Annotated in this window: 19 protein-coding genes; 15 read left to right on the top strand and 4 right to left on the bottom strand. The window is 51.4% G+C overall.

What is annotated here, in order from left to right; all coding sequences use genetic code 11:
- The first annotated feature begins 14 nt into the window (after positions 1 to 14).
- The 5 genes from HWI92_RS07125 (at position 15) to HWI92_RS07145 (ending at position 9,829) form a co-directional block, all read left to right on the top strand.
- A complete protein-coding gene (locus HWI92_RS07125; RefSeq protein ID WP_204662096.1) occupies positions 15 to 3,524 on the top strand; it encodes a VCBS repeat-containing protein in 3,510 nt (1,169 codons plus the stop codon).
- A gap of 27 nt (positions 3,525 to 3,551) precedes the next feature.
- A complete protein-coding gene (locus tag HWI92_RS07130; RefSeq protein ID WP_204662099.1) occupies positions 3,552 to 4,952 on the top strand; it encodes an alpha-L-fucosidase in 1,401 nt (466 codons plus the stop codon).
- A 116-nt stretch (positions 4,953 to 5,068) separates the two neighbouring features.
- Complete coding sequence (locus tag HWI92_RS07135; RefSeq protein ID WP_204662102.1) at positions 5,069 to 5,419, top strand: hypothetical protein; 351 nt, start codon at positions 5,069 to 5,071, stop codon at positions 5,417 to 5,419.
- Between the two features lie 105 nt (positions 5,420 to 5,524).
- The gene (locus tag HWI92_RS07140; RefSeq protein WP_204662104.1) at positions 5,525 to 6,784 is read left to right on the top strand and encodes an Hsp70 family protein; all 1,260 of its coding nucleotides are present in this window, start codon (positions 5,525 to 5,527) and stop codon (positions 6,782 to 6,784) included.
- A 255-nt stretch (positions 6,785 to 7,039) separates the two neighbouring features.
- Positions 7,040 to 9,829: a TonB-dependent receptor gene (locus tag HWI92_RS07145; protein WP_204662106.1), complete on the top strand. Its 2,790-nt coding sequence runs from the start codon at positions 7,040 to 7,042 to the stop codon at positions 9,827 to 9,829.
- Between the two features lie 114 nt (positions 9,830 to 9,943).
- On the opposite strand, the gene HWI92_RS07150 is transcribed toward HWI92_RS07145, so the two are convergent.
- Positions 9,944 to 10,423, bottom strand: a complete 480-nt coding sequence (locus tag HWI92_RS07150) for a hypothetical protein (protein ID WP_204662108.1) — start codon at positions 10,421 to 10,423, stop codon at positions 9,944 to 9,946.
- A 316-nt stretch (positions 10,424 to 10,739) separates the two neighbouring features.
- On the opposite strand from HWI92_RS07150, the gene HWI92_RS07155 reads away from it, so the two are divergent.
- Positions 10,740 to 11,183, top strand: a complete 444-nt coding sequence (locus HWI92_RS07155; protein ID WP_204662110.1) for a response regulator — start codon at positions 10,740 to 10,742, stop codon at positions 11,181 to 11,183.
- A gap of 78 nt (positions 11,184 to 11,261) precedes the next feature.
- Here HWI92_RS07155 and HWI92_RS07160 read toward each other — a convergent pair whose 3' ends face one another.
- Positions 11,262 to 11,678: a BLUF domain-containing protein gene (locus HWI92_RS07160; RefSeq protein ID WP_204662112.1), complete on the bottom strand. Its 417-nt coding sequence runs from the start codon at positions 11,676 to 11,678 to the stop codon at positions 11,262 to 11,264.
- A 444-nt stretch (positions 11,679 to 12,122) separates the two neighbouring features.
- Between HWI92_RS07160 and HWI92_RS07165 the strand changes: the two genes are divergently transcribed.
- The 8 genes from HWI92_RS07165 to HWI92_RS07200 all read left to right on the top strand — a co-directional run bounded on the left by HWI92_RS07165 (position 12,123) and on the right by HWI92_RS07200 (position 21,324).
- Positions 12,123 to 12,218, top strand: a complete 96-nt coding sequence (locus HWI92_RS07165; RefSeq protein WP_204662114.1) for a potassium-transporting ATPase subunit F — start codon at positions 12,123 to 12,125, stop codon at positions 12,216 to 12,218.
- Between the two features lie 65 nt (positions 12,219 to 12,283).
- Positions 12,284 to 13,969 carry a potassium-transporting ATPase subunit KdpA gene (kdpA, locus tag HWI92_RS07170; protein ID WP_204662116.1) on the top strand — a complete coding sequence of 562 codons (1,686 nt, stop codon included), beginning with the start codon at positions 12,284 to 12,286 and terminating at the stop codon, positions 13,967 to 13,969.
- 83 nt (positions 13,970 to 14,052) lie between these two features.
- Positions 14,053 to 16,092 carry a potassium-transporting ATPase subunit KdpB gene (gene kdpB, locus HWI92_RS07175; protein WP_204662118.1) on the top strand — a complete coding sequence of 680 codons (2,040 nt, stop codon included), beginning with the start codon at positions 14,053 to 14,055 and terminating at the stop codon, positions 16,090 to 16,092.
- A gap of 23 nt (positions 16,093 to 16,115) precedes the next feature.
- Positions 16,116 to 16,670, top strand: a complete 555-nt coding sequence (locus tag HWI92_RS07180; RefSeq protein ID WP_204662121.1) for a K(+)-transporting ATPase subunit C — start codon at positions 16,116 to 16,118, stop codon at positions 16,668 to 16,670.
- 91 nt (positions 16,671 to 16,761) lie between these two features.
- On the top strand, positions 16,762 to 17,850 hold the full coding sequence (locus HWI92_RS07185) for a porin (RefSeq protein WP_204662124.1): 1,089 nt from the start codon (positions 16,762 to 16,764) through the stop codon (positions 17,848 to 17,850).
- 47 nt (positions 17,851 to 17,897) lie between these two features.
- On the top strand, positions 17,898 to 19,022 hold the full coding sequence (locus HWI92_RS07190; protein WP_204662127.1) for a sensor protein KdpD: 1,125 nt from the start codon (positions 17,898 to 17,900) through the stop codon (positions 19,020 to 19,022).
- A gap of 28 nt (positions 19,023 to 19,050) precedes the next feature.
- The gene (locus HWI92_RS07195) at positions 19,051 to 20,784 is read left to right on the top strand and encodes a sensor histidine kinase (RefSeq protein WP_204662130.1); all 1,734 of its coding nucleotides are present in this window, start codon (positions 19,051 to 19,053) and stop codon (positions 20,782 to 20,784) included.
- 111 nt (positions 20,785 to 20,895) lie between these two features.
- Positions 20,896 to 21,324 (top strand): EamA family transporter, encoded by a 429-nt coding sequence (locus HWI92_RS07200; protein ID WP_204662133.1) that lies wholly within the window; start codon positions 20,896 to 20,898, stop codon positions 21,322 to 21,324.
- A 63-nt stretch (positions 21,325 to 21,387) separates the two neighbouring features.
- Here HWI92_RS07200 and HWI92_RS07205 read toward each other — a convergent pair whose 3' ends face one another.
- Positions 21,388 to 22,002 (bottom strand): SRPBCC family protein, encoded by a 615-nt coding sequence (locus HWI92_RS07205; protein WP_204662136.1) that lies wholly within the window; start codon positions 22,000 to 22,002, stop codon positions 21,388 to 21,390.
- A 149-nt stretch (positions 22,003 to 22,151) separates the two neighbouring features.
- On the opposite strand from HWI92_RS07205, the gene HWI92_RS07210 reads away from it, so the two are divergent.
- Entirely contained in the window at positions 22,152 to 23,429 is a 1,278-nt protein-coding gene (locus HWI92_RS07210; RefSeq protein WP_204662139.1) for an MFS transporter, read from the top strand.
- Between the two features lie 53 nt (positions 23,430 to 23,482).
- Here HWI92_RS07210 and HWI92_RS07215 read toward each other — a convergent pair whose 3' ends face one another.
- Positions 23,483 to 24,160 (bottom strand): DUF421 domain-containing protein, encoded by a 678-nt coding sequence (locus tag HWI92_RS07215; RefSeq protein WP_204662142.1) that lies wholly within the window; start codon positions 24,158 to 24,160, stop codon positions 23,483 to 23,485.
- Position 24,161: the final 1 nt, after the last annotated feature.

Genomic DNA, 24,161 nt, shown 5'->3' on the forward strand with positions numbered 1-24,161 from the left:
GCTTATGTTACTTGATGCTTCTCCTGGACACTTTTGCCTGCAGGCGAAAAGGCGACACGCTTTTTTACAAACTATCGCCCGATGAAACCGGGATCCATTTTGCCAACAACATTGCAGAGGGCGACACCATTAATGCCTTTACTTACTACTACTGCTACAACGGCGGCGGCGTAGGCATTGCGGATTTCAACAATGACCAGCTGCCAGATATCCTTTTTACCGGGAACATGGTCACGTCCAGGCTGTACCTCAACAAGGGAAACATGCAGTTTGAGGACATTACAGTACAAGCCGGGCTCACTACATCCGACTGGATCATGGGGGTATCGGTAGTGGATATCAACCATGACGGTTTTACGGACATTTACCTCAATGTAGCCGGACCACGCTTTGCAAAAAAGCACCATAATCTGCTTTATGTCAATCAGAAAAACCTGACTTTCAGGGAAGAAGCAGCTGCATACGGGCTGAACGACAGCAGCTTTTGTGTGCAGTCGGCTTTCCTTGATTACGACCGGGACGGCGACCTCGACATGTACCTGCTCACGAATGAAGTAGACGAAATAGAAAAAACCATGATCATACCCGCAGGCTTCCCGATTACACGCGGGAAGACGGCAGATCAGTTTTACGAGAATGTGGGCGATACGCTCGGGCATCCTATGTACAAAAACGTATCCGTACAAGCCGGGGTGCGGCAGGAAGGATACGGGCTCGGGCTGGCCGTGGGCGACCTCAACCAGGATGGCTGGCCGGACGTGTATGCCTCCAATGATTTCATGCCCAATGATCAGCTGCTGATCAACCAGCGAAATAAAACCTTCCGCGAATCGGCCCGGGAAAGCTTGCGGCATCAGACTTACAATGGAATGGGCGTTGACATCGAGGATATTAACAATGATGCCAGGCCGGACATTATGGTGATGGACATGCTCCCGGAAAACAACGAGCGTCGTAAAACCATGATCGCGAAGGCGGACTACGAGAAGTTTTTCCTGCGCCAGAAGGCCGGGTACGTAGACCAGTACATGCGCAACACCCTGCAACTTAACCAGGGTACCAGTGCAAACGGGACAACTTACTTTTCCGAAATCGGGCAGCTGACGGGCATGCAGGCGACGGACTGGAGCTGGGGCGTGCTGCTCGCAGACTATGATAATGACGGACTGCGGGATGCCTACATTACCAATGGTTTTGTAAAAGATATTACCGACCTGGACTTCCTGGCCTACAATACCGATCACAGCATGTTTGGTACCAACGAGGTAAAGGCCAACCGGACCAGGGAACTGCTGAGCATGCTGAAAAGCGTAAAGCTCTCCAACTACATGTACCGCAATAAAGGCAACCTGGATTTTGAAAATAACACCACCAACTGGGGACTCAAGTACGACTCTTTTTCCAACGGGGCAGCCTATGCCGACCTAGATAACGACGGCGACCTGGACCTGGTTGTGAGCAACATCAATGAGGAGGCTTTTGTATTTGAAAACACATCTATAAAGCAGGCCGGAGAGGATCACTACCTCCAAATGCTCCTGAGCGGAAGCCCGAAAAATCCCGCTGGCATCGGTGCCGCAATCACCCTGTACTGCGGGAACGACCGGTTCTACCATTATTTTTCTCCGGTAAAAGGTTACCTGTCCAGCATGAGCGGACCGCTGCATGCGGGACTCGGGAAGCATGCTTCGATCGACTCGCTGCGGGTTATCTGGCCCGATGGAAAATCGCAGCTCATGACGTCGGTGCAGGCTGATCAGCGGCTTACTTTAAATTATCAGCAAGCTGATGACGCCGCGAGCCCTGCCGGAAAAGCTGCTGATGTGGTCTTTTCCAATGCCAATGACACCTACGATGTTCACTGGAAACATACCGAAAACGAATTCAACGATTTTGTCGAAGAGTCGCTGCTGATGGCCATGTACTCCCGCAAGGGCCCGGGTATTGCAGTGGCTGACGCGGATCAGCTGAATGGTACCGACTTTTTCATCGGCGGCGCAGCGGGCTTACCGGGTACGCTTTTCCGGCAGACGAAATCGGGAACCTTCGAGCACCAGCAGATTCTTGAAGACGATGCACGGTTTGAAGATGCGGGTTCGCTGTTTTTTGATGCCGACGGAGATGGAGATCAGGATCTGTACATCGTAAGCGGCGGTAGCGAATTCAGTAATCAGCCGGGTGCTTACACCGACCGTTTGTACCTGAATGACGGAAAAGGACATTTTACCAAAAACGGACAGGCACTCCCGGCTACCACTTCCAGCGGGAGCTGTGTGGCGGCAGCTGATTTCGACAAAGATGGTGACCTGGACCTGTTCCGGGCGGGCGCGGTGCTGCCTGGCGAATACCCCGGCCCGCCCCGGAGCTACCTGCTTACCAACCATGCAGGGAAGTTTACGGATGCCACGGAAATGCTCGCACCTGCCCTGCTGCATGCCGGTATGATCAATGCCGCAGTATGGACCGACTTTAACAATGACGGCTGGACAGACCTGATCGTCACAGGGGAATGGATGGCGCCTGTTTTCCTGAAAAATCAAAAAGGAAAACTTACGGATGTTACCGCACAAACGGGGCTTCAGAACATGCATGGCTGGTGGAGCAGCATTTACCCGGCCGACCTGGATAATGATGGTGATACGGACTATGTGCTCGGAAATGTGGGCGACAACATTGACTACCGGCCCTCCCATAATGAGCCGCTGGAATTATACTACGCCGATTTTGCGGGAAACGGGAGGCCTAAGCCGGTGATGACGCGCTACATGACAAATGCCGGCGGCGACAAAGAAAGCTTTCCCCTCTCCTTCCGGGATGACCTTTTCCGCACCATGCCGGTCCTCAAAAAGAAGTTTAATACCTATGAGCCTTTCAGCCGGGCGAAGCTGGATGACATTTTCAGTAAAGACCTGGTTTCAGGTGCTAAACATTACACAGCCGAAACCTTCCGGAGCTGTATCCTGATCAACAAAGGCAGTGGAAAATTTGAAATGAAGGCACTTCCGGCTGAAGCACAATTCTCCTGTATTTTCGGAATACTTCCCCTGGATGCCGACGCCGACGGCAACCTTGATCTGCTCCTGACCGGCAACTCGCATTCCAATGAGGTCGTGTATGGATTTATGGATGCATCGGTGGGCATTTTGCTGAAAGGTGACGGGAAAGGCAACTTCCGGCCGCTGCCTGCCGAAATGAGTGGGGTGTTCCTTAGCGGAGCTACACGCGGCATCGGAATGCTGTACGACTCGCGAGGCCGGCAGGTGGTGCTGGCTACGGCCAATGCAGACAGTCTGAATATCCTGACAAACCGGAACCGGCATTTGAGGGAGGTAATCCGGGCAAAGCCAGAGGATGTGTATGCTGAAATTACCTTTAAAAACGGCGTAAAAAGAAAACAGGAATTTAACTACGGCGCCGGCTACCTCTCTCAGCAGGAACGCGCCATCGGGATTTCCGACGGAATCAGATCGGTGCTGATTTTTGATAAAAATGGAAAGAACAGACAGGTATACAGTTTAAAATAGATTCGTTTAAAAATGCAGTACAAGAAAATGAAACAGGTCTGGGCAGCTGCCTTCTTCCTGCTGGCTTCCGGATTATTTACAACAACTTGGGCTCAGAAAACAGCAACTACCCGGTCACTTGTGACCTTGCAGCAAGACTTTGTCAACCTTGGTTTTGGCATGTTTATCCACTATAACATACCTACTTACGGCAAGGACGACTGGGCCGATCCGGATGCTTCTCCCGCTGTTTTCAATCCCGGAAAACTTGATACCGACCAGTGGGCGGCTGCGGCAAAGTCGGCTAACATGGCGTACGGATGTCTTACCACCAAGCACCACAGCGGTTTTACAATCTGGAATACCAAAACGACCGATTATAATGTGATGCATAGTCCCTACGGAAAAGACATCGTTGCCGGATATGCAGATTCCTTTCGCAGGCAGGGCCTGAAAGTAATGCTTTACTACTCCATCCTGGACACGCACCACAAGCTTCGCCCCGGCCATATTACGCCGGCGCACATTCAGATGATCAAGGACCAGCTCACCGAGCTGCTCACCAACTACGGCGAGATCACCGCATTGATCATCGACGGCTGGGATGCGCCCTGGTTGCGGATTTCGTATGATGATGTTCCGTTTGAGGAAATTTACAGCCTGGTAAAATCCATTCAGCCCAACTGCCTGCTCATGGACCTGAATGCTGCCAAATACCCGGCGGAAGCATTGTTTTATACGGATATCAAGTCTTACGAACAAGGCGCAGGCCAGCATATTTCAAAGGAAAGCAACAAGCTGCCTGCACTTTCGTGCCTCCCGATCAATCAGTACTGGTTCTGGAAACCGTCCTTTCCGACAACCCCCGTCAAAAAAGCGGATGAGCTGGTGAACAAAAACCTGGTGCCTTTTAACCGGGCTTACTGCAATTTTATCCTGAATGTAGCACCCAACCGCGACGGACTGATTGACGATAATGTGATTGCCGAATTGAAGGAGATCGGCAAGATTTATAAAAAACCGGTCAGCTTACCTTCCCTCCTGCCCAATGACGGGCCGGTGATTGCTTCCAATCTGGCCAGGAACAAGCCTGCTGATTCGAGCTGGGGCGATGATATGATGATCATGGATTTCGCCAATGATGACGATTTTAAAACCAGCTGGAACTCCAACCCTGCCGTAACCCAGCCGTGGCTCGAAATAGATCTGATGAAGGAAACCGGATTTAATACGGTCGTACTGACATCCGCAAAAGCGAATCCGCTGCACTACCAGCTGGATTACTTTGCCAACAACAAATGGTATCCGCTTACTGCGGGTACGCAGGAGGGGCGCACGAAGGTCTTACGGTTTGACCGGGTGACCGGGCAGAAAGTCAGGGTCCGGTTTTCGGGCTTTAAAAATCCGCCTACTGTCGCTGAGCTCGGGATCTACAATGAGCGAAGGTGATATTAATTCGAAATAAAAGCCGGCCTGCATGAAAATTACTTCGAGCAGGCCGGCTTTTTGTATACGCATTGCCAGGCTTATTCAAATCCTGTAACATCCTAGCAATCAACAAACTTATGAAAACTTCATCTACAATTCCGTCCAATAACCTGCCCAAAATCCTCGCACTGGTCGGGCTGCTGATCATCGTTTTTTCACTGGTGTTTTCAGATATCGCCAGGCAAAACTTTGAAAAGCAAAGAACAGCCTATGAAAATACAGGTCCGGACGGCACCGGCACAAGCTCCATGATCAGCAATACGGAGGGGCTGGATATTTTTAATACCATCGAGCTCTTCGGATTTCTGATCGGGGCGGGACTGCTGTTTTCAGGCATCTGGACCTGGTACCAGCGTGCGCAGGTGGTGTGGGATCAAACTCTGAAAGAAAACGGCACTACTGACCCGGAGCAGATTACCATCATCTGACCTGGTACAAGGCAGCATTTGCATTGCCGATTTTATTGGACAAACATTCCCCGACTTGCATTCACCGGCAAATAATGAGAAATTGCGCGCCCAATTTTTGAAACCATGAGTGACTCTGTTTTTTGCGGTATTGATTTCGGCACTTCCAATTCGAGCCTGGCCGTGGCTGACCAGGATAAGGTTTTTCTGGTTCCGGTAGAAGGCGACCATTATACGATCCCGAGTGCCATGTTTTTTGCGCGGAAGGATAACCAGGCTTTTTTCGGACGTGAAGCCATGGAGCGGTTTCTTACCCGCCAGCCAGGGAGGCTGATGCGCAGCCTGAAACGTGTACTGGGGTCGCAGGCGATGCGTCAGGGAACGATGGTAAATGGCGAACTGATGCGGTTTAACCAGATTATTGCGGCATTCCTCGACCAGATGAAGCAGAAGGCAGAGGCGACCTGCGGCACGGCGCTCCGCCACGTGGTCATGGGCAGGCCCGTCCATTTCACAGACAATGATGCCGCGGCAGACCAGCGGGCTGAGGATGAGCTCAAAGCCATTGCAAAGCGGCTCGGGTTTGAGGAAGTCGGTTTTCAGTTTGAGCCGATTGCGGCTGCATTTGCGCATGAGGCAAGGGTTACGGGCGAAAAGCTGGCTATGGTTGTAGACCTTGGCGGCGGCACTTCCGACTTCACGCTCATCCGGCTTTCCCAGGCAAATGCCCGCAAACACGACCGGAATGAGGACATCCTGGCCAACACGGGTGTCAGGCTGGGCGGCAACGACTTTGACAAGGACCTGAGCCTGGCCGAAATGATGCCCGAACTTGGCTTCCGCTCACGATATGGTGCCAAAAACCTCGAAGTACCATCGTATCATTACTTTGATCTTTCGGAGTGGAGTAAGGTTAATTTTCTTTATACAAATAAAACCATTTTCCAGGCCAGGCAGCTGCTGCGCGAAACGCACGATCCCGTACGCTACGGCAGGCTCATCAGCGTGCTCGAACAGGAAACCGGACATGCGGTGCTGGCCGCAACGGAAAAAATTAAGATCGGACTCGCCAGCAGCGAGCAGTATGCGGCGGCACTCGATTTTATCGATGAATCCCTGCAGATTGACGTTGCCCGGGCAGATTTCAATGCTGCGATTACGATCAAAACGGAGCGGATCATTCAGGCAGCCCGCGAATGCCTTCGTGCCGCAGGTATCGGGCCGGAATCGGTGAGCCTGGTAATTATGACAGGCGGTTCTACCGAGATTCCCCTGATCCAGGAACAATTCCGCCAGCTTTTTCCTACGGCAGACTGGTCTGAAGAAGACAAACTTTCGAGTGTCGGACTGGGACTTGCCTACGATGCCCGCAACCGGTTTTCGTAAGCGCGTCCTGGCACGCGATTTTACACAACTATGGCCTTGATTGTGTAGTAATGCTGCTCTTTATTAGAACGGCACGTCGAATTTCTTAAAGGCCGTATGGAGGAAAATTCCGCTTTTTTCACCGGAAGTCAATCAGGGTTTAACCCCTGAACACTTGATATTCCACTAAAACTATCTACTTAATCTTTTATATACCTTTACACGAACCTGTTACCAACCGACGGTTTTTTTCATATTCATCAAACAACTTATGGAATGAAGTACATTTTACGAAAAACGCAATTGTCCGCAATTGCTTTGCTATGGTCGCTCGGGATGGTAAGCGCGCAGGATGCCACCGTGAGCGGTATTGTGAGGGAGGGACAGGAGGTACTTCCCGGCGCTTCGGTGTTTGTGCAGGGTGGTGGTGAGGGTGTTATTACCAATGCCGACGGTACCTACTCGCTTACTTTACCTGCCGGTACCTATGTTATCACGGCCAGCTTTACCGGCCTCACACCCGAACAGCATCCTGTAACAGTACAGGCCGGGCAGGCACTCACATTGAACTTTGACCTGCAAACCACTTCCCTCAACGAGCTGGTGGTGCTGGGTTCCAGGGGAGAGGCTCGCTCGCAGCTGGATACGCCAGTACCCGTGGATGTGATTGATGTAAAAAACCTGATCAGGGATGTCGGACAGGTCAGCCTGAACCAGATCCTCAATTATGTTGCTCCCTCGTTCAACTCCAATACGCAGGTTCTGGGAGACGGTACCGACCATATTGATCCTGCGTCGCTCCGCGGGCTCGGGCCGGATCAGGTACTTGTGCTGGTCAATGGAAAACGCCGGCATACCACTTCACTGATCAACATCAACGGTACTTTCGGCAAAGGATCTGTGGGTACCGACCTGAATGCGATACCTACGTCGTCCATCAAGCGCATTGAAATCCTGCGTGACGGAGCTTCGGCCCAATATGGCTCGGATGCCATCGCGGGTGTGCTGAACATTATCCTCGAAGACAATGTGAGCGAACTGCGGGCAAGTGTCACTGCCGGCGGATATGCTTCCAGGAATTCAGAAGATAACATCGACGGCGAAACGGTGCAAGCCAATGTGAACTACGGCTTGCCGCTGGGTACGAAAGGCGGGTTCTTCAATCTTGCAGGCTCATTTGATTTCCGCAATCCGACCAACCGGATGAAGGAGTTTACGGGTGTCATCTTTTCGGATTACAACAATCCGGCTCTGTACCCGAGCCCGACCGGCGCGGATATTACCAATGCCGAACTCGAACGCAGGGGTATGTCCCGCTCGGACTTTACGTCCAGGATCGGCCAGGCTGCGGCACGCGGGGGCGCGATTTCATTTAACAGCGCGGTACCCCTTGCCAATGAGGCAGAGATATATGCTTTCGGCGGACTGAATTACCGGCACGGAGAGTCTGCCGCATTTCGTCGCATGCCGGCCCAGCTGACGCAGAACATTGCGGAAATATATCCGCTCGGCTACCTGCCGCTGATCGTTACCGACAACTACGACCAATCCCTGGCTACCGGTATACGCGGGAAAGTTGGCAAATGGAATGCAGACCTGAGCAATACCTTCGGACGCAACCAGATCGACTTTGCGACAGCGAACTCACTGAATGCCTCGCTGCTGAAAGCCTCTCCTACCCGCTTCACCGATGGCGGCTACCGGTTTACACAGAATACCACTAATCTGGACATCAACCGCAATTTTGAAAATGTCCTGAGTGGACTGAACGTGGCATTCGGGGCCGAGCACCGGTATGAAAACTACCAGATCGTGGAAGGTGAAGAAAAATCGTGGGGAGATTACGGACGCGCCATCAAAGTTGGCGTGGGTTCAAATGGAGCCGATATCCTGATTCCGAGCCTCACCGGTAACATCTTTACCCTCAAAGCCGCAAACGGCAGCAATTATGCCGGTGGCGCACAAGCCTTCCCTGGCTTCCGGCCGGAGAACGCGATCGACGTTTCCCGGACATCCGTAGGCCTGTACACCGACCTCGCGCTGGACATTACCGACAAGTGGCTTGTAGACGGGGCAGTACGTTTTGAAAACTACTCGGACTTCGGCTCAACATGGAACTGGAAACTTGCGACACGCTACAAAATCGGGGAAAACTTCGCACTCCGGGCTGCCGCAAGTACGGGCTTCCGTGCACCTTCCCTGCACCAGCGTTATTTCAGTGCCACTTCCAGCCTATTTGTGGAAGGACAAATTATCCAGTCGGGCACATTTACCAATGAAAGCCGGCCCGCAAAGCTGCTGGGCATTCCGGAGCTGAAACAGGAAACTTCCGTCAATTACAGTGCCGGGTTTACAGGAAGCTTTGGTAAATTCAAGCTTACGGTAGACGGATATTACATCCGCATCAACAACCGGATTGTGTATACCGGGCAGTTCAGCGGCAGCAATGCAGCCACTGCCACCGACCAGGACCGCGAAATATATGAGCTGCTTTCGCAGGCCAATGCGCAAACCGCGCGCTTTTTTGCCAACGCCATTGATACGGAGACCCGCGGTATTGACGCGGTACTTACATACAGTGAACGATTTGGCAAATCGCGCTTCCGGGCCGACCTCTCAGGTACATTTGTAAAGACCAACATTGCAGGAAATGTAAAAGCCTCGCCCCTGCTGGCCGGAAAAGAAAACAGCTATTTTGACCGTTCAAGCAGAATTTACCTGGAATCGGCAGTGCCGCGCGTGAAGAGTAACCTGACACTCACCTACAACATCAGCAAGTTCGGCGTGTTCCTGCGGAACGTGTATTTCGGGCCGGTGAATGCGGCTACCAATGTGGAAGCCGATGCACAAACGTTCGGATCCAAGGTGATTACCGACCTGGCGCTGAGCTATGATATTTCAAAAGCGGTACGGTTTACGATCGGGGCCAATAACCTGCTGGACGTTTACCCGGACGAGACCATCGGAGGGAACCGCGGGGCCGGATACTTCATCTATTCGCGCACGGGCCAGCAATTTGGTTTCAACGGACGATTCGCTTTTGCCCGTCTTAACCTGACGCTATAATCCAGAGTATGAAGGTCATTTAATACAAAAGCCCGTTTATCAGTAGATAAACGGGCTTTTTATATGGAATGCATTCTGGCTTAACGTAAATCATCAGTTAAAGTAGCTGATCTGCTACTCATCTGATTTCGATTTCAGGCTTTGCTTGGAATCATTGTTCTGATAATTACCGGTAAAGCCTGTGTGATTTTTCGTGTTCCTTTCAGACGATCCGCTTCCTTCTTTCACAGTTACATCCGGCTCGGTCATGTTCTTTCTGCGAATTTCTATGGCTTCGCGTGAGTGCGTCATAGACTTGGAATCCTCATTCTCGGAGTACCGGCCTACATCGTTCGCGTTTTTGTGAGATTCACCGCCGGGCCTGGTGGCACCATCCCCCGCTGTGGTTTTCTGGGCCTGCTGTAATGGCTGGCCGCCGCCTTTGTCACCATTGGTCTTCGTCGCAGAACCGCCCCCCGGCTTGGTGGCACCCGGAGTTTCCTTCCGGCTGTCTGTATTGGATTGGCCTGTGGCATTGGAAGCACTGCTTTGGGCGTATGATACCGTGGCAGCGCTCAACATAGCAGCTACGGCAAAGATGATCGACTTTTTCATGTTACTTGCTTTTAGTTTTGATGAATGATATCGCGATTGTTTTTCTAAAACTATGCCAGTCCACGTTCCTTCCTGCTTTAATCAGGTTCAATACCCTGTTTACCTCTAAAACAATATGCTTGTCTGAGGTTAAGAAACTGCATTGAAAATCTAAAAGGAAGATATTTTCTGCTGAGAATGTACCCTTATCAATTCACTTTCTTTGGTTGGTTTGGAGTCAGTAAAAAGCAGGTTTTAGGCTTGCGGCAATCGCAGGAAAAAAGCAACATCTGTGGTATGATTTTTAACGGATGTTCACTTTTTTATTACCAGTGACATGAAAAAACAAATCTATATTATAGATGACAATCCCGACTATCATTTTCTAATGTATACGCTGCTGAGAAAGCGCGTTCCGGCTCATTCACTTTCAATGTTTGAGAACGGGCAGTCTGCGTACCGGCACCTTAATTCATTGCTGATAAGAAAGGATTATGATCAGTTTCCCGAAATGATGATCATTGATCTGAAAATGGAAGGTATGGCCGGTCAGCAGCTTCTCCGGCTGCTGAAACATCCCGAAAGTGAATTTTACCCGTTTTTTGCGGAGCGCCCGATCATTATCATGAGTGCAGAAACGAGTGAGGCCAAAATCCGTAAATGTTACCAGGAAGGTGCCGACGCGTACGTGATCAAACCATTCACATTACAGGAAACCCAGGACGTGCTCGACCGGATCTGCAGGTTCTGGCTGGATAAGGACAATGTACAGACTTACTGATCCCTGCCCCCCGGAGGAAAGCATTTCAACTATCCTGCATGGTATACCAGGGATGCGGTACAGGGGCATTTTCCCGTATCAGTTCCGGTGATTATTGATGTAGAAATTTTTGATCAAGGAAAGCGTTTTGCCGGTCAGATCACGTTTATGCGGATTATCAATAGCCGGAAAAGCAGCCTTCAGCTCGCCCATATCCTTGCTGGTCATGGTCGAATATCCCATGGACCATTTCTGAAAGGAACGGTCAGGCACCATGCCCGCAAACAACCGTGTGACCTGTGTATGCCGGTGGTCACGCAGGATCCTTCTGAATGTGTCCATCACTGTTTCTTCAGCCCCTTCGAGCACCTGGATGATATTGCCATTGCAATACAACAGTACGCCCGTAATATCCTTCTCTGAATTATTAAGTCTGCTTTTGGAAATAATGCTTTCCAGTTCTTCATCGGCCAGCAAACCGGATGACGAACTTACATAGACAATCGAATAAACCATATACTAATGCTGCGTTCCGAAAAAAGATGAAGATAGCAACAATTCTACAATATACATCGGGATTGTTGCCTTTGTAAAGAAATACTAAATCCCGGCCAGCACGCATTACATCCACAAATCTTTAACTGGAATGAGCGAAGTCCTATACCGTTTTTGATAAAACGCTTATCAAAATGATAGGGTTTATTTGGCAGGCATGCAAACCGGATTATGCCTAAAACACTGAAAAACAAGCGATAAGGTTTACAGATGTTTTTGTGGTATGCCAATGGAACAGGTTGTTGAAAAAACAATTGCAATGAACCATCTTTTTTCAATCCATATGACCCGGACACGTGGCGATTTGCAGCACCATCTTTTAAAAATTTTGCCTTATGTTAACAATCCTCTTGCTGGCCGCGGGCTGCCTCTGCTTTGCCCTGTTTTACAAAACCATCACATTTTTTGAAAAAATCTGAAATCATGGCTGCATTGTTCATCGTCTCCCTTGCCGTGTTTAGCTACATGTGCTACGTGCTGATCAAACCCGAAAAATTTTAATCTGATCGCATTCCGGGTTCGCCAGACAACTGCCGATAACCCGGAATGCCATAAACCTCAAAAAAATGAATACAGAAATACCAGGTGTCGTCGCCATGTACGCATTGACCATCCTGATGGCTGTCCCCTTCGGGAAGTACATCGCGAAGGTTTACGCAGGTGAAAAAACACTGCCCGACACCCTGCTCAATCCGCTTGAAAAACTCTTTTTCCGCCTCAGCGGCATCAACAGGGCTGCTGAAATGAACTGGAAGCAGCACATGGCTGCCCTGCTCACGATCAACTTTGTGTGGTTCCTGCTCGGCATGTTCCTGCTCATGAACCAGAGCTGGCTGCCGCTGAACCCGGATGGAAATCCCAGCCAGACCGCCGACCTGGCCTTTAATACCACCATTTCATTTGTCGTCAACTGTAACCTGCAGCATTACTCCGGCGAGAGCGGCGTGAGCTATCTTTCCCAGCTGTTCCTGATGTTCCTACACGTTGTGAGTGCCGGAACCGGTATGGCTGCTGCCGTGGTCCTCTTCATGGCTTTGAAAGAAAAAACCACGGACAAGCTCGGCAATTTTTACAACCTGCTGGTCATCTCCTGTACCCGTATCCTGCTTCCGGCGTCTGTTCTGGTAGCAATGATCCTGACGTTCAACGGTACGCCGATGACCTTCGAAGGCAAAAACAGCATGGTAACCATGCAGGGTGATACCGTGGGCGTGTCCACGGGACCGGTAGCTGCCTTTGTCGCCATCAAACACCTGGGAACCAATGGCGGTGGCTTTTACGGGGCCAACTCGGCGCACCCGCTGGAAAATCCCAATTACCTGACCAATGCCGTCGAGATGATCTCGCAAATGATCATTCCGCTCGGGTTGATTTTTGCAATGGGATTCTTTCTGAAGCGCAGGAAAATGGCCTGGATGATCTTTGGCGTCATGACCATCGGCTTTCTTGTCCTTTGTATCCCCACGGTGATCTGGGAAGTTCAGGGTAACCCGGCACTTGCCGCTACGGGCATCAACATGAATGCCGGGGCTATGGAAGGAAAAGAAACAAGGCTGGGTGCGGCAGCGTCGGGGTTCTGGAGTATAGCCACGACCGTTATTTCCACGGGCTCTGTGAATGCCATGCACGACAGCAGCATGCCCCTTTCCGGAATGATGCAGATGCTGGCCATGATGACCAATGCATTTTACGGGGGATGTGGCGTGGGCATACTCAACTTTTTCGTGTTCATCATTCTGGCGGTCTTTATCAGCGGACTGATGGTAGGGCGGACCCCGGAGCTGCTGGGTAAAAAGATTGAAGGAAGGGAGATGAAAATCGCCATGATCGTTGCCTTGCTGCACCCTTTGCTGATCCTGGCCGGTACCGCCCTGGCTGCGGCATTTCCCGGGATTACGTCTGCCAACCTAAACAATCCCGGCTTCCACGGATTCAGTGAAATGCTGTACGAATACACTTCCTCGGCAGCCAACAATGGCAGCGGGTTTGAGGGATTGGGAGACAATAACCTCTGGTGGAACATCACAACCGGCTTCGTGCTCATCCTGTCCCGCTTTATCCCGATCATCGGGCCAGTGGCCATTGCAGGACTGCTGGCAGATAAGAAGTACGTTCCCGAAAGTGCAGGTACACTCCGGACAGACTCAGGCACTTTCGGTATGATGATCCTGGCCGTGATCTTTATCATCACTGCGCTCTCATTCTTCCCGTCGCTGACCCTGGGCCCTATTGCAGAGTATTTCAGCTTGTAGCGCCTGACTGCGGTTTTTTACAAAAATTCCAGAACATCAAAAACGAGTGCCGGAAGCGATATGCCGAAAGCCTCCACCATCCAATGAAAAATCAAAATGCATCCTTGTTCCAAAGGGAGCTGGTGAATGAAGCCCTGAAACAATCGTTCATCAAACTCAATCCCAGGATCCTGTTTCGTAACCCGGTCATGTTCACTGTCGAAATCGGCACGTTCGTGATGCTGGCAGTGTGTGTGTGGATCCTGGCTGGTGATACCACACAGGGCAGTTTTGCTTACAACTTTGTTGTCTTCCTGATCCTGTTGCTTACATTACTGTTTGCCAACTTCGCCGAAGCCATCGCTGAGGCAAGAGGAAAAGCCCAGGCCGACAGCCTGCGCAAAACGCGCGAGGAAACACCCGCAAAACGGGTCATCGAAAACAAGCCGGGCTTTTCCGTGGCAACTCAGCAGGTAATGTCGGCGGGGATGAAAAAAGGCGATATCTTCATCTGCGAAGCGGGCGACAACATCCCTACCGACGGGGAGATCATCGAAGGACTGGCCACCATTGATGAGAGTGCCATCACAGGCGAGTCGGCACCCGTAATCCGTGAGGCAGGAGGTGATAAAAGCAGCGTAACCGGCGGCACCAGGGTATTATCGGACAAGATCAAGGTGATGGTCACGACCGCTCCCGGTGAAAGTTTTCTCGACAAAATGATCGCGCTGGTAGAAGGTGCAAGCCGGCAGAAAACGCCCAACGAAATTGCCCTCACGATTCTGCTGGCAGGATTTACGCTCGTATTTGTGATTGTCTGCGTGACATTAAAGCCTTTTGCCGATTTCGCCAATACGCCCATCACCATCGCTGCATTTATCTCGCTTTTTGTTTGTCTTATCCCTACGACCATCGGAGGTTTGCTCTCGGCCATCGGGATAGCCGGTATGGACCGTGCGCTTCGTGCCAATGTGATTACCAAATCGGGCAAAGCCGTGGAAACTGCCGGGGATATCGACGTGCTGCTGCTGGATAAAACGGGTACGATCACCATTGGAAACCGGAAAGCAACGCATTTTCATGCCGCCAGAGGAATAACCGACAATCACTTTATCAAAGCAGCGGTCCTGAGCTCGGTAGCGGACGAGACGCCCGAAGGAAAGTCTATCCTTGAACTGGCCAATGCCACACCGGCTACCTACCAGGTAGCCGACCCCACCTTCATCCGTTTCACGGCCGAAACCCGCAGCTCGGGCATCGACTTTGAAGGAACACGTATCCGTAAAGGAGCCTTCGACTCGATCAGGAACCTGGTGATCCAGGCCGGCAACCACTTCCCGCCGGAGACGGAGGAACAGGTAAAAACGATTTCGAGCAATGGAGGCACCCCGCTCGTGGTTTCCGAAAACGAGCGCGTACTGGGTGTGGTAGAGTTGCAGGATATCATCAAACCCGGCATCAGCGAGCGATTCGAGCGGCTCCGCAAGATGGGCGTCAAAACCGTGATGGTGACGGGAGACAATCCACTGACTGCCAGATTCATCGCAGAAAAAGCTGGCGTGGACGACTTCATCGCCGAGGCCCGGCCCGAAGACAAGATGAACTACATCAGGAAAGAACAGGAAGGCGGCAAGCTCGTGGCCATGATGGGTGACGGTACCAATGATGCCCCTGCCCTCGCCCAGGCGGATGTGGGTGTGGCGATGAACAGCGGTACCCAGGCCGCCAAGGAAGCCGGCAACATGGTAGATCTCGACAACGATCCTACCAAGCTGATTGAGATCGTAGAAATCGGCAAGCAGCTGCTGATGACGCGGGGCACGCTCACGACCTTCTCCATTGCAAATGATGTTGCCAAATACTTCGCCATTATTCCGGCTTTGTTCATTGCAAGCATTCCTGCCTTGCAGGGCCTGAACATCATGCGGCTGAGCACCCCTGAAAGTGCGATCCTGTCGGCAGTGATCTTCAATGCAATCATCATTCCCTTCCTGATCCCGCTTGCACTGAAAGGCGTGGCCTACAAGCCCATCGGAGCCAGTGCCCTGCTGAGACGAAACCTGCTGATCTACGGTCTGGGAGGCGTGCTGATTCCCTTCGCGGGCATCAAGGTCATTGACCTGCTGGTGAGTATCTGGATTTAAAACGCATTTAAAAAAACAAAAAAATGAAAACGAACATAATTCCCGCTATCCGGCTGACGATCGTGACCCTGGTGTTTTTCGGGGTGGTGTACCCGGCCCTGGTATGGGCAGTAGCCCAGCTCGCACCCAATGCCGGACAAGGCGAAGTGGTGATTACCCATGGTAAAAAGTATTATGCAAACATTGGCCAGACATTTACAGAAGACCGCTTTTTCAATGGTCGTCCATCGGCTGTGGGCTACAATGCAGCAGGTAGCGGCGGCAGCAACAAAGGTCCGTCCAACCCTGAGTACCTGGCGATGGTCCGGGCCCGCATCGACACTTTCCTGGTACATAATCCCGGTGTGACCAAAAAGGACATTCCCGTAGAGCTGGTGACGGCCAGCGGCAGCGGGCTCGACCCGGATATATCGCCGGAAGCCGCCCGGATCCAGGTCAACCGGATTGCATCCGTTCGTAAAATACCTGTTGAACAAATCAGGCAGCTCATCGATGCCAATACCGAAAAACCACTGTTCGGATTGTTCGGGCCGGCGAAAGTCAATGTACTCAGCCTGAACATGGCACTCGAAAACTAAGGGAATGCCTTCCGGCTCCCACCGGCAGCGACGCGGGAACCGGAAGGAAATTTGAAATGCGCCGCTACATTCATTTTCAGTACTATTTTCAATGAAGCGTTTATTACTGAGTGCGCTAGGATGGGCGATTTTGCAACCAGCCTCCGCACAGGATTCCACAGACATCAAAGGTACACTGACCGTAAGCGGGTATGCAGAGGCATATTACAATTACGATTTTAACAGGCCGCTCAACAACACCACACCTGGATTTCTGTACAACTTCAATCGTGCCGGGGAGGTCAACCTCAACCTGGGCTTTATCAAGGCAGGCTATACTGCGGGCCGGCTGAGGGGTAACCTCGCACTGGCCGCCGGTACCTACGTGAATGCCAATTACGCCGCTGAGCCGGGTGTGCTGAAAAATGTTTTTGAAGCCAATGTTGGTGTGAAAGTATCCCGCAATGCCAATCTATGGATCGATGCCGGGATCATGCCTTCGCACATCGGATTTGAAAGTGCGATAGGAAAAGACAACTGGGCACTGACCAGAAGTTTGTCAGCCGAAAATACCCCCTACTATGAATCGGGCGTGAAGCTGGGCTACACGTCCAAAGACGACAAGCTGTACCTCGCCGCCATGTACCTCAATGGCTGGCAGCGCATCCAGCGTGTTGACGGCAACAGTACGCCGGGCTTCGGTACGCAGGTGACCTACAAGCCTGCATCTTCAGTTACACTGAATTACAGCACGTTCGCGGGTAATGATAAACCGGACAGTACCCGGCTGATGCGCTACTACCATAATATCTACGGCATTTTCCAGCTCACAGAAAAGCTGGGGCTGACCGCGGGCTTCGATTATGGTATGGAGCAAAAACACAAAGGCAGCAGCGACTACAACAACTGGCTCGTGCCAGTACTGATCGCCCGGTACACGCCGGCCCCGAAGCTACATATCGCATTGCGCGGGGAGTACTTCCAGGATAAAAATGGTGTGATCATTGGCACCGGCACGGCAAACGGATTTAAAACGTTCGGCTACTCGGCCAATGTGGACTATGCGGTTTTTCCGGGTGTACTCTGTCGGGTTGAGGCCAGGAACCTGAGCAGCAGAGACCGCATTTTTACACAGCGGACAGATCAGGATCTAAGTAAAAACAACTTTTTCCTTACCACATCCCTGTCAGTGGCATTTTGACACCATGCAGCCGACAAAGTATATAACGAACTGATTCACACCCGAAAATGTCCGAGACCAACCCCAGCGCACAACATTTCCTCGACCTGATCAAAAAGTCACGCCGCGGCAAATTCAAGATATACATCGGCATGAGCGCCGGGGTTGGCAAGACATTCCGGATGCTGCAGGAGGCACACGCACTGCTCCGCAGCGGCATCGATGTCAAGATCGGGTACATTGAAACGCATAACCGGAAAGAAACCCACGACCTGCTCGACGGCCTGCCGGTAATCCCGCGCAGAAAACTTTTTTACAAAGGCAAAGAGCTCGACGAGCTCGACGTGCAGGCCGTGATCAGCCTTCGTCCGGAAGTGGTCGTGATCGACGAACTGGCACATACCAACATTGAAGGCAGTAAAAACGACAAGCGCTGGCAGGATGTGCTCGAAATCCTGGAAGCCGGGATCAACGTCATCAGCGCTGTCAATATCCAGCACATTGAAAGCCTGAACGAGGAAGTAAAAGCCATTACCGGCGTGGAGGTGAAAGAACGTATCCCCGACAGTGTGCTGGGCACCGCAGACGAGGTGGTCAACATTGACCTCACTGCCGACGAGCTGATTACCAGGCTCAAAGAGGGGAAAATTTATAAACAAGAAAAAATACAGACGGCGCTCAGCAACTTTTTCAAGCCAGACCATATCCTCCAACTCCGCGAGCTCGCGCTGAAAGAAGTGGCCAGCCAGGTGGAGCGGAAAGTAGAGTCCGAAATACCGCGCCTGGTAGCACCGAAACGCGAGAAATTCCTGGCCTGCATCAGCAGCAATGAAAATACCGCTCGGCATGTGATCCGGAAAACGGCACGGCTGGCGAGCTACTACAACAGCAAATGGATCGTGCTGTATGTGCAGACGCCGGGTGAAAGTCAGGACAAGATCGCGCTCGGCAAGCAGCGGCACCTGATTAACAATTTCAAGCTTGCCACGGAAATGGGCGCCGAGATCGTGCGGGTGCAGAGCACAAATGTGTCCGAAGCGATTATCAGGGTGGCCGAGCAGCGCGAGATCACGACCATCTGTGTAGGTAAGCCGCATATTACGTTGATACGGGTAATTATGGCGACCAACCTTTTCAATAATCTTTTGAAAAAACTATCTTCCTCGGACATTGACCTTGTGATTCTTTCATGAGTTTTACCAAACCATTTGCAGTAGAAAAATGAAAATCAAAACCAAACTGCGGCTTGGACTGGGGCTTCTTTTCCTGATGATCCTGACTTTGTCGCTGATCGCAGCACGGTATGTATATGTGCTGAAACAGGATACCGAAAATATTCTTCAGGACAATTACAAGACCCTCGACTATACCCGCAACATGCTGCTGGCATCCGACGGACTGCTCTCCGAGGTGCGCGCCAGGAACATGTTTGAAGAAAACCTGAAACTTCAGCAGCAAAATGTAACCGAACCCGGCGAAGGTGCGGTAACGCAGAAAATAGCCAGCCACCTTGCATCCCTGTCTCTGCAAAAAAGCAATGCAGGATTGCCCGCGCTGATCCGCAGCGACCTGGCCGAGCTTACCCGGATCAACATGGAGGCGATCCATGGCAAGAGCGACAAGGCGCTGCTCACGGTCAGGTCGGCTTTTGTGTGGATCGCTGTGGCCGGTACAATCTGTTTTCTCATTGCATTGACACTGCTGGTGAACCTGCCGGGTAACATTGCCAATCCGATCCGCGAGCTGACCGAAAGTATCCGCGCCATCGCTGCCAAAAACTATGCGGAGCGCCTGCATTTTCAGGGTCGTGATGAATTCGGCGAGCTGGCGAGTTCTTTTAATTCCATGGCCGAAAAGCTGGAAGAATACGACAACAGTAATCTCTCGCAGGTTCTTTTCGAAAAAAAGCGCATTGATGCTTTGATCAACAACATGCACGAGCCGGTGATCGGGCTGGATGAAAACAAGCAGATCCTTTTTGCCAATGAAGAAGCCCTGCGAATTACCGGGGTAGCGGCTGCCGACATGCTTGGAAAATCTGCCAGCGAGCTGGCCGAACAAAATGACCTGATCCGGGTTTTGATCGAAGAAAAAAATGGCCAGAGCGGAATCAATGCGTCCGGCAGCGCAGCTTCTCTGAAGATCTATGCAGACAATAAAGAAAGTTATTTTGAAAAGGAAATCGTGGATATCACCATTGTTCCGACCGGCGAGCGCGTCAAGAAACTGATCGGCCAGGTGATTCTCCTGAAAAACATTACCCCCTTCAAAGAGCTCGACTTTGCAAAAACCAACTTCATAGCCACCGTTTCCCATGAGCTTAAAACACCCATTTCGTCCATTAAAATGAGTTTGCAGCTACTTGAAAACCAGCACACGGGTTTGCTCAATGATGAGCAGGCGCAACTGCTGACGGGTATCCGCGAGGACAGTGACCGGCTGCTGAAAATTACCGGCGAGCTGCTGAACATGTCGCAGGTAGAAACGGGCAACATTCAGCTGAACATTCAGCAAAGCAGTCCGTACGAGATCCTCCGGTATGCGGCTGATGCAGTAAAAATACCCCTCGAACAAAAACATATCAGTCTGGTGGTACAGACTGACGATGAGCTCCCGCACGTCAAAGCCGACATGGAAAAAACGGCCTGGGTGCTCATCAACTTCCTGACCAATGCAGTCCGGTACTCGCAGGAAGAAAGCCAGATCCGCATACAGGTGACAGATTCCGGGCAGACTATCCGGTTTTCGGTTCAGGACGAAGGCAAGGGGATCGACAGTCGCTATCGCACCAGGATCTTCGACCGCTACTTCCAGGTACCCGGCAGTGCCAAAACCGGAACCGGTCTCGGACTGGCGATCAGCAAGGAATTCATAGAAGCGCAGGGGGGCAGCATCGGGGTTATTAGTGAAATAGGAATGGGCAGTACCTTCTATTTTGAACTTGCGAAGGCGTAGGCCAATGCACCACCAGCTTTCTTTATACCACAGCTGAGCCGCACCGCACTGCGGTATGGTTGTTTTATAAAGCTAAGCCGTTGATTGGTAAATGTTTTAAAAAAGATCTCCATGTGGGTACTCTGGGCAATAGGTGCGGCTGTTTCGGCAGCTTTGGTAACAGTTCTGACAAAGGCTGGATTAAAAAAAGTAGATTCGAGCCTGGCATTTGCAATTCAGGCCATTTTCATTTTCTGCATTACCTGGGCCGTCGTGGCCTGGCAGGGTACATTCTCACAGGTGAAAGAAATCGAGACCAAGGCTTGGGTGCTGCTGGTACTGGCGGGGCTGGCCACTACCCTTTCCACGCTATTTTCGTTTAAAGCACTCTCCATGGGGCCCGCCTCCTACGTGACCACCATCGAGCGGTCGTCCCTGGTAATTGCGGTCATTTTATCCATTTTGTTTTTAAAAGAAAAACTTACCTGGCAGCTGGCCGTGGGCGGGATGCTCATTATCGGGGGAGCCGTACTGATCGTGATGTCCGACTCAGGTAAGTAGTGTATTTCAGGCACAAAAAAAGCCCGTAACAGCAGTTACGGGCTTTTTTTTTGTTTTTAATGATCAGCCGCCGCCTACTTTGGCTTGTTCCGGCGATTCGTTATATCCTCCCGAGCGGTCAGCCGTCACTGCCGGATCCTGAAGGTCGTTCTGTGTCACGGTTTGTGAGCGAGGTGCCTCATTCTGACTTGCCTCCGTGTTTTCACTTTGACCTGCCTCAGCGTTCCCGCCGTTGTTTCCTCCCGACAGGTATGCGGCAAGATCATCCAGTCCTTTCTGCCAGCCTTCCTCGTGTGGCTTCACCAGCTCGGGTCCTGAAAAGCCGTCCTGCGTCACATGCAGCTTGCTTCCCTCTCCTTCGGACGAAAACTGAACGGTAAGTGTGTACCCGCTTTCGGAGCCTTCATCGCTCATATTCCAGACCCAGGAGTACACCAGCTTTTCATTAGGTACCACCTCGCTGTAAGTACCCGATATTTCCAGTCCCTGGTCTCCTGCATAGTACGCCACTACACCGCCTTCCTTCAAATCGTTTTTCACCTCAGTGAGCGAATCTCCCATCGGGTGCCACCATTTTTTAAGGTGTTCAGCCTCCGTCCAGGCTTGAAAAAGCGTTTCAACATCCACGTCAAACTGCCTTTCTATTTCAATCAAATGCGTTTTCTGGTTCGTTTCCATTTGGTAGATCCATTTTTGTTTGTTGATTCTCGAAGTCAATATGCGGGGTAAGCTATAATAACTGTGCCTTGAGAAAACCTTTGCATGCAGGATGTTCAAGATCAACGCACAAAAAACGATCTGCTCAATTATTTGTGTAGATTGGAGCTATGAACTCGCTCCTCGAAAGCCAACGTCTCCGTTACTTTTCTTTCTTCTATCTCTACATCATGCAGGGGGTGCCGGGAGGCTTCGCTTTGATCGCAGTAACCAACTACCTGTCGGCAAGACATATGGATGCCGGTACCATCGGGACTTTCGGGGCGCTGGTAGGACTGCCCTGGGCGTTCAAGTTTGTGTGGGGACCACTGGTCGACCGGTTTCAGGGTTCGGCCATGGGACGCAGGCGGCCATGGATCCTTGCCGCACAGGTAATGGCATTTCTGGCTTCGCTGGCTTTATTGCTCGTCGGCGATCCTGTGGCGGATTTCAGGCTGCTTGTAGGTGCATTTGTTGTTCACGGGGTATTTGCATCCCTGCAGGATATCAGCGTGGATGCACTTGCGATCACCATTGTCCCGGAAGAAGAGCGGGGACGTACCAATGCGCTCATGAAAATCGGGATGGTCATCGGGCAGGCGCTGGGCTCGGCCGGACTTGCGCTGATCATCCATTTTGGAAGCTTCCGCTATGCGGTACTGACCCAGTCGGCCGTATTGTTTCTCCTGACGCTGCTTACATTTTTCATCAAAGAAGAAGCCGGGCATGCGCGTTTTTCATTCAAAAAACTGGCAGGCACACAAGCAGCGACAGGCTGGATGTTGTTTCCGGGCATGGTGAGAGAGCTGGCGCGTGCGCTGCTCGTGAAAAGAAGTCTGCTCCTTTTTGTCTCCGTAGCGGCGGTATTCGTCTGTGAGCGCCTTTTTCAGCGCACCTTCGCACTGCACCTCATCCAGAAGCTGGACTGGACAGATACTTCGGTTTCTGTCCTGAGCGGTACCTACGGGAGCATTACGGCTGTGGCCGTGGCTTTGCTCGGTGGCTGGTTGTCCGACCGGATCGGCGCTCTGAAGTTACTTGTGATGGTGACCATGATGATGGGTGCCGCATTTGTAGCATTCTCACTGGCCAGTACGCTCTGGATACACGAAAGCTTTGCAGTAGGCGGACTGATGGCCAGGCAGACTTTTGAATCCCTCTTCAGCATTGCCGCACTTCCTGTGCTGATGGGCGTATGCCGCAAAAGCATTGCAGCAGCGCAGTTCGGTTTTTACATGGCGCTGAGCAACCAGGCGGATGTGGCGGGCATTTACCTTTCCGGACCCTTATTTAAGCAATTTCCGGTATCTGTAATCGGACTTGCGGCGGGACTGGTGATTATCATGGCGGCTGCAATGATCGGTATGTTATGGCAGCGGAAATTCCTGGCAGCCGGTACCCAAATCTGATACCGGGAAAAAGCCAGGGGGTAGTTGTATAAACAGTAACCTGTTATTTATGTTCAGGTCAGTCTGCATGTACGGATAGACTTTACCCATTCTTCTTTCCGGCAGCGTGAGCAACTTTGTGCTCCATGCGGAACATGCTGCACATGGCCGCAGTAGGTACAGGCATAATCCCCTGCTTCCTCCACCTGCGCACTTCGTTTGTTGTACAGCTTGGGCAGTACCGGCAAGCCCGGTTTCACTTCCTCATCTTCGTAGTAGAAGAAGCTTACATTTCCGTTTGTTTCCAGAATGGCCGTGCGGACCTGCCCGAGATGCTCAATACCCTCCTGCCGCATTTCCGAGAAAAACTCATCCTTGGCAAAGGTTTTCTCGCCCGTTTCAAGGATAAACATACCCTCTTCAATAATGTAAATGGGATCTCCTTCCAGCACACTTTCAAAGCGCTCGTTTTTGGCTGCGATCCAGGTGATGAGCCTGTAAATGCCGAGCACCGTTGCAAATACCAGTAAGGCCGGCAACACGGCCTGATCCTTGTTGGACATCGGATCACCCGCGGCAGATCCAAGACCTATAATAATTGCCACCTCAAATATGGACAGCTGCCTGACGCCCTTTTTCCCGGTCAGCCTCAGAAAAATGAGAATGACCAAAAACATAATGGTCGTGCGGATCAATATCTGCAATGCAAAAGACCAATCCAGATCATTAACAAATATTTCCTGCCAATCCATT

Origin of the sequence: Dyadobacter sandarakinus, from assembly GCF_016894445.1 — a bacterium.
Taxonomy (GTDB): Bacteria; Bacteroidota; Bacteroidia; order Cytophagales; family Spirosomataceae; genus Dyadobacter; species Dyadobacter sandarakinus.

Coding starts and splice junctions, on each gene's coding strand:
- HWI92_RS07125 (WP_204662096.1), top strand. CDS start 15: ATGCTTCTCCTGGACACTTTTGCCTGCAGGCGAAAAGGCGACACGCTT.
- HWI92_RS07130 (WP_204662099.1), top strand. CDS start 3,552: ATGAAACAGGTCTGGGCAGCTGCCTTCTTCCTGCTGGCTTCCGGATTA.
- HWI92_RS07135 (WP_204662102.1), top strand. CDS start 5,069: ATGAAAACTTCATCTACAATTCCGTCCAATAACCTGCCCAAAATCCTC.
- HWI92_RS07140 (WP_204662104.1), top strand. CDS start 5,525: ATGAGTGACTCTGTTTTTTGCGGTATTGATTTCGGCACTTCCAATTCG.
- HWI92_RS07145 (WP_204662106.1), top strand. CDS start 7,040: ATGAAGTACATTTTACGAAAAACGCAATTGTCCGCAATTGCTTTGCTA.
- HWI92_RS07150 (WP_204662108.1), bottom strand. CDS start 10,423: ATGAAAAAGTCGATCATCTTTGCCGTAGCTGCTATGTTGAGCGCTGCC.
- HWI92_RS07155 (WP_204662110.1), top strand. CDS start 10,740: ATGAAAAAACAAATCTATATTATAGATGACAATCCCGACTATCATTTT.
- HWI92_RS07160 (WP_204662112.1), bottom strand. CDS start 11,678: ATGGTTTATTCGATTGTCTATGTAAGTTCGTCATCCGGTTTGCTGGCC.
- kdpA (WP_204662116.1), top strand. CDS start 12,284: ATGAATACAGAAATACCAGGTGTCGTCGCCATGTACGCATTGACCATC.
- kdpB (WP_204662118.1), top strand. CDS start 14,053: ATGAAAAATCAAAATGCATCCTTGTTCCAAAGGGAGCTGGTGAATGAA.
- HWI92_RS07180 (WP_204662121.1), top strand. CDS start 16,116: ATGAAAACGAACATAATTCCCGCTATCCGGCTGACGATCGTGACCCTG.
- HWI92_RS07185 (WP_204662124.1), top strand. CDS start 16,762: ATGAAGCGTTTATTACTGAGTGCGCTAGGATGGGCGATTTTGCAACCA.
- HWI92_RS07190 (WP_204662127.1), top strand. CDS start 17,898: ATGTCCGAGACCAACCCCAGCGCACAACATTTCCTCGACCTGATCAAA.
- HWI92_RS07195 (WP_204662130.1), top strand. CDS start 19,051: ATGAAAATCAAAACCAAACTGCGGCTTGGACTGGGGCTTCTTTTCCTG.
- HWI92_RS07200 (WP_204662133.1), top strand. CDS start 20,896: ATGTGGGTACTCTGGGCAATAGGTGCGGCTGTTTCGGCAGCTTTGGTA.
- HWI92_RS07205 (WP_204662136.1), bottom strand. CDS start 22,002: ATGGAAACGAACCAGAAAACGCATTTGATTGAAATAGAAAGGCAGTTT.
- HWI92_RS07210 (WP_204662139.1), top strand. CDS start 22,152: ATGAACTCGCTCCTCGAAAGCCAACGTCTCCGTTACTTTTCTTTCTTC.
- HWI92_RS07215 (WP_204662142.1), bottom strand. CDS start 24,160: ATGGATTGGCAGGAAATATTTGTTAATGATCTGGATTGGTCTTTTGCA.